This window comes from Bacillus sp. FSL K6-0268, from assembly GCF_038005425.1.
GTDB classification, from domain to species: domain Bacteria; phylum Bacillota; class Bacilli; order Bacillales; family Bacillaceae_G; genus Bacillus_A; species Bacillus_A thuringiensis_S.
The window spans coordinates 2344603-2356541 of the sequence record NZ_JBBOTF010000001.1 but is presented as its reverse complement, the minus strand read 5'-3'; the positions used below and the strand labels follow the sequence as shown (position 1 = coordinate 2356541).

The window sequence follows — 11939 nt, the reverse complement described above, 5'->3', positions numbered from 1 at the left end:
ATAACCCATGAGAGTATGGCAAGTGTTTACCTGGGTGTATCAGGTGAATGGTATATAAAGTGTTGGCGCACGATATACACACGTTGTGCTCTTTTGTTGTTTGTGCCCACATTTCGCCCACATATCTTTCTTTTTGTTACGTTTTTTATCGATAAAGAAAAAATGCAAGTGAAATGTAGGGCTTGTTGTATAAACGTTTTAATCTTTTTATCGTTTATTATCTAGCGCTAGATTAAAATCGTTCGTTCTATAAACCGACGTTCCATAATTAAAAGTGTGAATAAAGTGGCCTCATTAAGTTCTAAAAGCTTAGTGAGGCTGTTTTCTTTATTAAAAATTAAATGAAATAGTTAAGAAGTACGCATGGGGTTAACGAAGAACGATTAAAACATATCTCACCACTAGAATGGGAGCATATCAACTTTAATATGGCAGATACTTAGAATCGCTTCAGCCTGTATAACAGGCCTAAAAATAAGAGTTGAAACTTGTTTAGCATCTATTTTTGTTAAAAGGTGGGAGAATTGTGCTATGATGTGAGCAAATATAAAACTATCTAAAGGAGGGATTCACATGCCGCATGTTGTGTTTCGTGGAATTACTACTGAACAATTAAAACACATAAGCAAGCCATTAGTAGAAGAGCTCGCAGAGATTTGTGAGTGTGGTACGGATAATTTTACGTTGGAACTACCAAGTTCTACGTTTGTATTCAATGGAGAAGAAATAGAAGCGTTTCCTCTTATTGAAGTGAAATGGTTCGAGCGTGGACAGGAAATTCGTGATCGATTTGCCAAGGCCATTACTACATATGTAATGGATTTTGGACTTCCAGAAGTAGAGGTTGTATTTACGGTTTTCACAGAATCAGCGTATTATATTAACGGGAAGCATTGTGCAAGTTAGAGCTATTATAAATGTTTTTGTAACATTTATCCCGCATTAACGGGCAGTAAGACCCCCACCTCAAAATTCAGCGGAAGCAAAGAAGTTAGGTGGGGGATCAACTGTCCGTAAAAGCCCGATTGGTTCAACTAATAATCAGTGGGGGATGAACAAAACCCCCACTGATTAAAGTTTTACTTTATAAGGGATAGAACCACATCGCTATCAAGCTAACTAGACAAAATACCCTCTAAAAAGAAAAAGGCGTTATTCTTTCTGAGAAATCATAGGAAAGGATAACGCCTTTATATCAATTTTAATATAATCGATTCACTTCTTTATAAAAAGTTTGGTTATTTTATTGAAGCTTATTCCACAAACACACCCGTTTGTTCATTTTTTACTGTTTGAAAGCCATACTTTTTATATTGATTCATTTATTGGAAAAACCGAAAGTTTTAAACTCTCTCTATTACATATTTATTTTTGGAAAAATAGCCTGACTCCAAATACTAATAATACTGTGCCAGTAATACCCTCTATTGTACGGTTCACCTTTTCTTTTCTTAAAAAAGTTCTTAATTGACGTATTAGAGAGATATAAAGTAAATACCATATTGCTGTCAAAGTCGTAAATGTGAATCCCAACAAAAGAAATTGGAAGAAATGACTTTGATTACTCACAATAAATTGGGGTAGAAAACTAAGGAAAAATACAGCCGTTTTTGGGTTTAAGATTGCCGTGGTAAATCCTTGTCTAAAACTTTTAACCGTTCCAATATCCTTAGAGTTTATTTCCACTGAACTTGACATATCTTCTTTTTTAGAAAAGGCACTTTTAATTGACTTTACAGCTAAATAAATTAAATAAAATGCCCCAGCATATTTTATTAATGTAAATAGCATAGCAAATTTCATTAAGATAGCAGAGAGTCCTAGTGTAGCCATTATTGTATGAATCATCATTCCAGATACCGTTCCTAAGACGGTCTTTATCCCACCATTTCTACCATGAGAGATAGTGTTTTTTGTAACTAAAGCAAAACCGGGACCAGGCATCATTATAATAAGGAGTGCTGTAAGGATAAATAGCATATAATTTTCCATGTTCTGGTATTTCCTTTCTGATTTTTAGTTTCGCTTATAGTATAGCTTTTTTCCTTAAAACATTAAATATAAAAAGTGTGATCAGGATAGTATCATAAACTTTCAAGGAGTTGTAATTGAATTATAGAGGGCTTCACTTGAATAATGTTCTTCTGTAAATGAGCGTTTTAATAGAATGTCAATTACGTAAATAATCAGATTTTACACCCTAAATGTTATTTAACAAAAAAATCTCGAATTCGAGATTTTTCTCTTGCTTTTCAATCACTTGAGGTGTAAAGTGATAGTAACGAAAGCGATTGAGTCATATGAAAAACATACACTCAGTTGTTTTCGATTAAAAAACAAAGTAACTTATACAGTAAAAACTAAGATGAATTTACAAAAACATAATTAAGAATAAATTGAAAAGCTAAAAACCATATTAGTTGTGGGAAATATTATTTTTTTAGTTATCACTTGACTAGTAAAACGAAACGGAGGAATAACCAATGTATAAAATTAAAGGGCATCATCACATTTCAATGGTTACGAAAAATGCAAATGAAAATAATCACTTTTATAAAAATGTGCTTGGATTACGTCGTGTGAAAATGACAGTAAACCAAGATGATCCGTCAATGTACCATTTATTTTACGGAGATAAAACGGGAAGTCCGGGTACAGAGTTATCATTTTTTGAAATTCCATTAGTAGGAAGAACATATCGCGGTACAAATGCGATTACTCGAATTGGATTACTCGTTCCTTCAGAGGAAAGCTTACATTACTGGAAAGAACGATTTGAGAAATTTGATGTGAAACATAGTGAAATGACAACATATGCAAATCGTCCTGCTTTACAATTTGAGGATGCTGAAGGTCTTCGCTTAGTACTACTCGTTTCAAACGGGGAAAAAGTAGAGCACTGGGAAACTTGGGAGAAATCAGAAGTTCCTGCAAAGCATCAAATTCAAGGAATGGGTTCTGTAGAAATGACAGTTCGTAGATTTGATAAAATGGCGAGTACACTTACAGAGATGTTTGGTTATACAGAGGTTAGCCGCAGCGAAGAGGAAGCAATTTTTCAGTCCATTAAAGGAGAGGCTTTTGGAGAAATCGTTGTGAAATATTTAGATGGTCCTACTGAAAAGCCGGGCCGCGGTAGCATCCACCATTTAGCAATTCGTGTGAAAAACGATGCAGAGCTTGCCTATTGGGAAGAACAGGTGAAACAAAGAGGCTTCCAGTCTTCAGGAATCATCGACCGTTTCTACTTTAAAAGCTTATATTTCCGTGAATCAAACGGAATCCTTTTTGAAATTGCGACAGATGGACCAGGGTTTACAGTTGATGGAGATGTGGAACATTTAGGAGAAAAACTTGATTTACCACCGTTCTTAGAAGATCAGCGAGCAGAAATTGAAGCGAATTTAGCACCTATTGAAGAGAAAATATAAAATTTAAAACCATTGGAGGAATATAAAATGAACCAATTAAAAGGAATTCACCACGTTACAGCGATTACAAGTAGTGCAGAAAAAAACTATGAGTTTTTCACTCACGTTTTAGGAATGCGTTTAGTTAAAAAAACAGTAAACCAAGATGACATTCAAACGTATCATTTATTCTTTGCAGATGATAAAGGGAGTGCAGGAACAGATATGACATTCTTTGATTTCCCAGGTGTTCCGAAAGGCGTACACGGTACAAATGAAATTTCAAAAACTTCATTCCGTGTTCCGACTGATGCAGCATTAGAGTATTGGGTGAAACGCTTTGACCGTCTTGAAGTAGAACATACAGGAATTAAAGAGCAATTTGGTAAGAAAACTCTTTCTTTCGTTGACTTTGATGACCAACAATATCAATTAATCTCAGATGAACTTGATAAAGGAATCGAATCAGGTACACCGTGGCAAAACGGGCCAGTACCATTAGAATATGCAATTACTGGTTTAGGCCCTGTATTCATCCGTATTGCAAACTTTAGCTTCTTCAAAGAAGTGTTAGAAAAAGTTCTATTATTTAAAGAGGTTGCGCAAGAAGGGGAATTCTATTTATTTGAAGTGAACAAAGGCGGAAACGGTGCATCTGTTATTGTAGAACATAATACAGTTCTTCCTGAAGCACAACAAGGTTTTGGTACAGTGCACCATGCGGCATTCCGCGTAGAAGATCGCGCTGTATTAGAAGAATGGATTGAGAGAATCAGTAGCGTAGGACTTCCTTCATCTGGATATGTAAACCGTCACTTCTTCGAATCATTATATGCAAGAGTTGCACCACAAATCTTATTTGAATTTGCAACAGATGGCCCAGGGTTTATGGGAGATGAGCCATACGAAACGCTTGGCGAAAAATTATCTTTACCTCCATTCCTAGAGCCGAAACGTGAAGAAATTGAAAAATTAGTTCGTCCAATTGATACAGTGAGAAGTACGAAGGAATTTATTAAAGAGTAAAAATAGAGATAATAAGTAGGAGAGCAAGTAGTTTTAGCGGAGTGCTGGAACTGCTTGCTTTTTATTTGTCCTGTTAAATTTTCTGACAATTGTTTCTCAAGTTATTAAAAAGGAAAAGTTTGGTATAATCAATTAAAATATTTAATTTTCTGATAATTATTTTTCAATACATAGAAAAGGAGTGGTAATATACAATTTTGATAATTGTATAAAAATCCTAATTTTGTAATTTTGGAGAAAAGGGGATGCGAGTGTATGGGAGCAGATGTAGTAACGCGGGAGCAAATGAAACACTTATTGGATGATTGGTATCATTCAATGTTAAAACAAGATGTGGTTAAAGCGAAAGTACTAAATGAGGAAATAGAGTCCAAGGTTATTTATATCAAGGTTATTTATATTAAAGAAGATCAGTATGCGGCATTTTATCACGCATTATTAAAATTCCGTTATCATGTGCTAATTGATAGTTTGAGTATTACAGAGAATAGTTTTGATGAAATTAATACCTTTATAATTCCTGATGACGCACTTTTAACACATTATTATCACTTATTTAAAGGTATTCATGCAATGTATATATCAAATTACATTGAGTCACAAAATCACTTTGAAGAGGCTGGGAAATTAATTAAATATATAACATCTTCGTTGGAACATGCTGAATTCAATTATAGATTTGCATATTTGTCTTATCAAACGTATAAACCATTGATGGCGATTGATCAAATACGTTTAGCAAAAGATGAATATGAAAAACATCCTGGCTATGAAGTTTGTATTGCTTTGTGTGAGAATATTTTTGCAATGGCTTGTATTGATTTAAAGCAATATGAACAAGCCGAAGAGAAGTTGAATTTGGCATTAGATGTATTTCAAAAGATAGATAATGAAAGATTTATTACAATGGTTCGTCATAATTTAGCATGGTTATATGCAAGTCAAAACCTTTCGAGTTTAGCAATTTGACATTTAGTAGAAGTAATAAAAAGTAATTCCAAACATTTCAAAGCAATGTTTGTATTAGCACGTGAATATTACAAAATTGGAAAAATCGATACTGCCGCTGAATTAATTGAAAAAGGATTAGATATATGTAATAAGATACAAAATAAAGAATTTCAGCACCGTTTTGTAATTTTAAAGGAAATGAATCAAAAGACGTCTAGTGTATTATTAGAATCCACTATTTTAAATGGGATTTTATATTTTGAGAAAGAAGGTTTGTTGGATTGTATTCAAGAATATACTGAGATTTTAGCTATGCAATTTTATAAAGAAGAAAACCATGTAAAGGCAAGTAAATATTTTTATATAAATAATCAAGCACAGAAAAAACATTTAGAAAAAGGGGCGTTGAAATAATGAAAAAAGTAGGCGTAATAGCAAAAGGATTAATTTTTGTAGGGATTCTTTCATTGGGACTTAATTTTTCTTCTACTACACAGCAAGCAGTTAATATTGGTGACGGAGGAGCACCAGCAAGACCAGACTACGTTAACATTGGCGACACAGGAGGAGCACCAGCAGATAATAGGGGCGACGGCGGAGTAAGCCAACTATAATAACAAAGAAAGGGACTTCAACATGGAGTCCCTTTTTCTATTTTCAGGCCATGTAGAGAAAAGAATTGACTTACTTTAAATATGTAACTATAATAGTTACAGAATAACCATTAGTAATAGAAGTGAGTTATATTTTTTTAGTATAATTGTAACTGTTTTAGTTACAATTAAAAGGATAACATAAAATAACCAAAAAATGTAAAAACTTTAAATAGAAACAAGAGAAAGGAGACGGGAACTTTGAAACGGTTTAAGTTTTATATGATTAGCGGTATTGTGCTCGTTTTGTTAATTGTTTGTAACTTCGTTGAGAAGCCGATTGCGAAGGTTGGAGAAGTGAAAGATACTGTTATGATGAAGTTGAATACGAAAGAGAGTATGGCGCAAATTGATGGGCAGACGATTTATTTTAAACAAATTGGTGAGGGGAAACCTCCGTTACTTATGCTTCACGGGTTTGGTGGTTCTTCTGATGGGTTTAGTGATATTTATCCGGAACTAGCGCGAGACCATACGATTATTGCGGTTGATATTTTAGGGTTTGGGCGTTCTTCTAAACCTATTGATTTTCAGTATTCGTTTCCTGCGCAAGTGAATTTATATTATAAGTTAATGAAGAAGCTCGGATACGATCAGTTTGCGGTGCTCGGCCATTCAATGGGCGGAGAGATGTCCCTTAATTTAGCGTATTTATATCCGGATGCAGTGACGCATCTCATCTTGGCGGATTCCACAGGGATAGAGTCTTTCCAGCAAAAAGAAAGTTATGAAGTACCACCGCTATCGACGGACTTACAAACTGTAACTGAGATTACGAAGTATAATAAAAATGAAGTGAAAAATAGTCGGGATGATAAAGAGCATTATGATCAGCTTACGAAAATGAGAGAGCGCCGCATTGCGATGGAAGCTGATAAAATTAAGGTGCCGACTTTAATTATATGGGGACGACATGATAAAAGTGTTTCTTGGAAAAATGGTGAACTGTATCATGGGCTATTTGCGAATAGTACGTTTCATATTATTGAAAAAGGATACCACGCACCGTTTCGTCAAGAACCAATTGAGTTTATGGAATATGTACAAGCATTTTTCGCGAAGCATCCACAATAAAAATTTTAAGCATAAATCCACTTCTTTCCTCATAGAGTGAAACTAATAAGGCTTGTCTAAGGAAAGGAATGAAGTGATTTGGAAACTTTACCATGGTGGGTGTATCTTGTAATTGTCGGGATTGTACTAAGTGGCTACATGGTTTTATATACTTCGAAAAAAGAGCAAGATATGGATAATGAGTTTATTGAAAAAGAAGGCGAAGTATATATGAAGCGCTTAGAAGAAGAGCGTGAGAAACGTAATCAGGATAGTGATAAAGATTCGGTATTGCTTTAATAAAAATTTTGAAAGACTACCACCTGGTAGAATTTTACAACTAGGTGGTAGCTTTTTTTCTTCTGGGGGAGCAGTATATGTTCATCAAGCTAAGGTTATATTAGTTTAATTTTACATGTATAAGAGAGTCATCATAAACTTTTATTGATGGTATTTATATATATTTTTACTCATAAGAATGGAACTAGCGGGGATTTTACTGGGGGGGGATTAACAATGCATAGGGATGAAACTTCATTACATCCTGATACAGGTGTTACATCTGTAATGTTTGTTGAGCGTTCATTAAATGAAATTCGTTTTTGGTCTAGAATCATGAAGGAGCATTCTTTTTTTCTTCGCTTAGGGTTTAGATGCGAGGATACTCAACTAATTGAAGAGGCTAATCAATTTTATCGATTGTTTGAACATATCGAACAAATAGCGCATTCCTATACAAATGAAACAGATCCTGAGCAAATAAAAAGATTTAATGCAGAAGTACAACAAGCCGCAACTAATATTTGGGGATTTAAAAGAAAAATTTTAGGATTAATTCTCACATGTAAATTGCCAGGACAAAATAACTTTCCACTGTTAGTTGACCATACAAGTAGGGAAGCTGACTATTTTAGAAAACGTTTAATACAATTAAATGAAGGGAAATTAGATGCCCTTCCTGATGCTATTATTAAAGAAAATGTTTTCTTTTTACGGATTATGGCAGACCATGCTAAATTTATTGGCCATCTTCTTGATCCATCGGAAAGAAAGCTTGTAGATACAGCACGGAATTTTAGCATTGATTTTGATGAATTGATGTATCAAGCAATTGACTTAGAATCTATGAAACCACAATCCCAAACAGTCCCACTTTTAGATCAATTTTTAGATCAAAATCGTGTGTCGGTTACATCTCTTCGGGATTTTAAGAAAACAGCACGTGATTTAATTGAGCAATGTAAAATAAAGAGTATCATTCATCCATTATTAGCAGACCATGTTTTCCGTGAAGCTGATAGATTTCTTGAAATCATTGATATGTATGATGTTCATCTTACAAATATTCAATCACAACCTAGATATTAGAAGATAAGGAAAGATACTATTTTTTCCTTAAGCCGAGAAGTTAACAATTTATTGTTAGCTTCTTTTCTTTGTGATTAAAATTTTCTTTTAAGGACTACATAAATCCCTTTGACCAAATATGTAATTCTTTGTAAAATGATATATATGGAAAGATTATGAATATACAGGAAATCTATGGATAGTAGATTTTAATAAATTATTCGGGGGAAATTTATTAGTTAAGTATATTAACTTGTTTGCACTACATTTTACAAATAAAGGGGTATTAGTAATCATGAAAGCAAAGAAATTAGTAAGTTTAGCGTTACCAGTTATGTTATTGAGTGGTTGTATTACAATTGAAACTGATGGTAAGAAAGCTGAGCCAAAGAAAGAAGAAACGCAAAAGGTAGAGAAAGAGAATAAGACTTCTGAAAAAGAGAGTAAGTCAACTGATAGCAAGAAAGAGGATAGCTTATCTGTAGCGAAAGGTGAAGGTACAAACAGTAGTTCATCAAGTAGTCAACCAAGTTCTTCTTCAAATAATTCAACTTCTTCTAGTTCTTCAACTGGTAAGGTAACTGGTTCAGATGTTGAAAGGTACAAGGCAGATATCATAAATAGTGCTACTCAAATTGAAGATACAATGAAATTAATTGAAGGAATAGCAGATTCAGACGTAAAATCATACAAACAAAAGAAAAGTGAAGTACAACTGAGTTTAGGTGGAGCAAAGGCAACTGCAACGAAACTGAAGAATCTACAAGCACCTCCTGAATTACAGGGAGAACAAGTGAAGATAAAGCAATCGATGGAACTGTATGCGGATTGTTTCCAACTTCTCTTTGATGCATTAGACCAAGAAGACGAGAGTAAAATGCATCAATCATTAAGTAAAGCACAAGAAGGTTCAAAACTGTTTGAAGAAGCAGCGAAGAGTGTCGGTAGCAAAACAAACTAAGAGTAAATTACTTTAAGGAGTATGAGGTATGAAAGTGAAGAAACTAATGGCTGCTGTAGTTCCAGTTACATTATTATTAAGTGGTTGTGTTACAGTAAAAGATTCGGCAAGTAAAGAAGCAAAGACAGAAGAAACAAGTAAAGCTAAGTCTTCTGGAACAAAAGAAAAATCAACTAATTCGAAAGAAGAAAGTAAAGATGTTCAAAAGGTTCGAGTTTTAGATGAAGATTATGCACAATATTTATTAGACATTGAACAGGATATGTTAAGACGATTTGATTACTATGATGCATCTGTAAAGGATTTGAGAAACGGAAGTAAATCAAAAGCTGAGGTATTAGATAGTGTTAAAGACATCTATAAAGTATTTGATAAGATAGAGAAGATTTCTGCACCGCCAAAACATAAAGAAGACCAAAAAGAGATTGAAAGAGCTGCAGGTAAACTAAGAGAAACATTCGGTGAAATAGAGAAGTTATTCAACGATAAAGGTTTTAGCTTAGAGACTGATAAGGAAATCTTAAATAAAGCAAATATAAAATTAGAGGAAGCAAAACGTATTTGGAAACCTACATTTGATAAGTTAAGGGCTGAAGTAAAAGGTGATACAACCACGGAAAAATCTACTAGTACAACAAGTAGTTCTACACAGGCAAACCCAACTACTGGCAGTCAGGCTCAAACAGATAAAAGTCAAGCAAAAACTGGGGTATTTGTAGATACAGTTGGTACAAGTGAAGAGTTAGGAATTAGTTATAGCAACATGCAGAAGAACATTAAAGATGGTACTGAGATTATTGGTAATTGGGGTATTGATTACGGCAGTGGCGTAAAAACTACGCTAGTACTAAAAGGTGATAAAACATTTGAGTCTTATGCGAATGGTTCTTATCCGAATAAAGATAACTATTTAACAGGAACATATACGGTGGATGTCCCATCATTCCAGTTATCTTTAAAAGTAACAAAAGCAGTTAAAGACGGTCAAGAAGTAAAGTTAACAAATGATAGTATCATGTATAAATTGCAAAACTATGATGGAAACACATTACAAATTTATCATATGGACGATAATGTTCGTATTCGATATGTAAAACAATAAATAATTGGTGAAAAACTCTGTAATAAATTTTACAGGGTTTTTTATTAGTTTTAATTTAATTTCTTCATTATCTTTCCAGACGCTGTCCATACTAGTATAAGTTGAGAAATGAACAAAACGATAATGATAGGCAGTTGATGTAACTCCATAGTAACTGTAACCATCTAAAGCCCAATTCATACACTATGGTGGAGGATTTTCACCTAATAACCGGATGAAAAAGGGGTGTAATCATGAAGAAACGTACTGTTAATGAAGCGGGAGGGAAAGTGCCGCAACCAATCCGCAGCGACGGAGCAGGTGCAATTGATTCTGGACCTCGTAATGTTATGCGAGATATTCAAAATCCGAATATGCTTGTTCCACCTATAACGGATGCAGGATTAGTTCCTAACTTGAAGTTTTCATTCTCGGACACTTCTATGATTTTGAAACACGGCGGGTGGTCTCGGGAGATTACTGCTCGGGAACTACCAGTTTCGACGACGATTGCTGGGGTAAATATGAGCTTAACGGCCGGTGGAATACGAGAACTTCATTGGCATAAAGAAGCGGAATGGGCGTATATGCTTTTAGGACGGGCACGCATAACGGCTGTTGATCAAAATGGACGGAATTTTATTGCTGATGTTGGACCAGGTGATCTTTGGTATTTTCCGCCTGGTATTCCGCATTCCATTCAAGGATTGGAACATTGTGAATTTCTACTTGTTTTCGATGATGGACATTTTTCTGATTTATCTACTTTAGCTATTTCTGATTGGTTTGCGCATACGCCAAAAGAAGTGTTGTCGGCTAATTTTGGAGTACCTGAGAGTGCTTTTCATTCTATCCCTTCAGGTCAAGTTTATATTTATCAAGGAGAGGTGCCAGGTTCGCTTGAAAGTCAGGAAGTTCAATCACCGAAAGGGGAAGTTCCTTTAACATTTAAACATGAACTGTTAAAACAAAAGCCAATTAAGACTCCTGGTGGTAGCGTTCGAATTGTAGATTCTACAAATTTCCCTATTTCAAAAACGATCGCAGCAGCGCTCGTTGAGGTTGAGCCTGGTGGAATGAGAGAACTTCATTGGCACCCGAATAATGATGAATGGCAATATTATTTGACAGGAGAAGCGAGAATGACTGTGTTTCTTGGAAATGGTACCGCTCGTACATTTGATTATAGAGCTGGTGATGTCGGATATGTACCGTTTGCGACGGGGCATTATATTCAAAATACAGGTACCGAAACATTATGGTTTTTAGAGATGTTCAGAAGCAATCGTTTTGAAGATGTATCGTTAAATCAATGGATGGCACTGACTCCTAAAGAAATAGTGGAGAGTAATATACATGTTGGCCCGCAAGTAATGGATTCCCTGCGTAAGGAGAAGTGGCCTGTTGTGAAATATCCGGGGTTTTCATATAGTCCGAAAAATGATGAGTAAAAATGA

Annotated in this window: 11 protein-coding genes and 1 pseudogene; 11 read left to right on the top strand and 1 reads right to left on the bottom strand. The window is 34.7% G+C overall.

Annotated elements, in window-relative coordinates:
• The first annotated feature begins 573 nt into the window (after positions 1-573).
• Positions 574-906, top strand: coding sequence for a DUF1904 family protein (locus tag MHI28_RS12080; protein ID WP_001120954.1), 333 nt, complete (start codon positions 574-576; stop codon positions 904-906).
• 459 nt (positions 907-1365) lie between these two features.
• Here MHI28_RS12080 and MHI28_RS12075 read toward each other — a convergent pair whose 3' ends face one another.
• Positions 1366-1992, bottom strand: coding sequence for a LysE family translocator (locus MHI28_RS12075; protein WP_000433010.1), 627 nt, complete (start codon positions 1990-1992; stop codon positions 1366-1368).
• Between the two features lie 491 nt (positions 1993-2483).
• On the opposite strand from MHI28_RS12075, the gene MHI28_RS12070 reads away from it, so the two are divergent.
• From MHI28_RS12070 to MHI28_RS12025, 10 genes and pseudogenes are all read left to right on the top strand, one after another.
• On the top strand, positions 2484-3431 hold the full coding sequence (locus MHI28_RS12070; protein WP_340827983.1) for a ring-cleaving dioxygenase: 948 nt from the start codon (positions 2484-2486) through the stop codon (positions 3429-3431).
• A gap of 27 nt (positions 3432-3458) precedes the next feature.
• Complete coding sequence (locus MHI28_RS12065) at positions 3459-4436, top strand: ring-cleaving dioxygenase (protein ID WP_001072581.1); 978 nt, start codon at positions 3459-3461, stop codon at positions 4434-4436.
• Between the two features lie 255 nt (positions 4437-4691).
• Positions 4692-5801 (top strand): annotated as a pseudogene (locus tag MHI28_RS12060) (response regulator aspartate phosphatase).
• The gene (locus MHI28_RS12055) at positions 5801-6001 is read left to right on the top strand and encodes a Phr family secreted Rap phosphatase inhibitor (protein ID WP_000755466.1); all 201 of its coding nucleotides are present in this window, start codon (positions 5801-5803) and stop codon (positions 5999-6001) included. Before MHI28_RS12060 ends, MHI28_RS12055 begins: the two are co-directional and overlap by 1 nt.
• Positions 6002-6241: 240 nt before the next feature.
• On the top strand, positions 6242-7114 hold the full coding sequence (locus tag MHI28_RS12050; RefSeq protein ID WP_000819485.1) for an alpha/beta fold hydrolase: 873 nt from the start codon (positions 6242-6244) through the stop codon (positions 7112-7114).
• Positions 7115-7192: 78 nt separating this feature from the next.
• The gene (locus MHI28_RS12045; RefSeq protein WP_000449223.1) at positions 7193-7393 is read left to right on the top strand and encodes a sporulation YhaL family protein; all 201 of its coding nucleotides are present in this window, start codon (positions 7193-7195) and stop codon (positions 7391-7393) included.
• 216 nt (positions 7394-7609) lie between these two features.
• Entirely contained in the window at positions 7610-8461 is an 852-nt protein-coding gene (locus MHI28_RS12040) for a DUF2935 domain-containing protein (protein ID WP_340827982.1), read from the top strand.
• A 274-nt stretch (positions 8462-8735) separates the two neighbouring features.
• Positions 8736-9401: a DUF7018 domain-containing (lipo)protein gene (locus tag MHI28_RS12035; protein WP_086413059.1), complete on the top strand. Its 666-nt coding sequence runs from the start codon at positions 8736-8738 to the stop codon at positions 9399-9401.
• A gap of 28 nt (positions 9402-9429) precedes the next feature.
• Entirely contained in the window at positions 9430-10503 is a 1074-nt protein-coding gene (locus MHI28_RS12030) for a DUF3994 domain-containing protein (RefSeq protein ID WP_000865195.1), read from the top strand.
• Positions 10504-10736: 233 nt separating this feature from the next.
• Positions 10737-11933: an oxalate decarboxylase family bicupin gene (locus tag MHI28_RS12025; protein ID WP_000747506.1), complete on the top strand. Its 1197-nt coding sequence runs from the start codon at positions 10737-10739 to the stop codon at positions 11931-11933.
• The last annotated feature ends 6 nt before the right edge of the window (positions 11934-11939 follow it).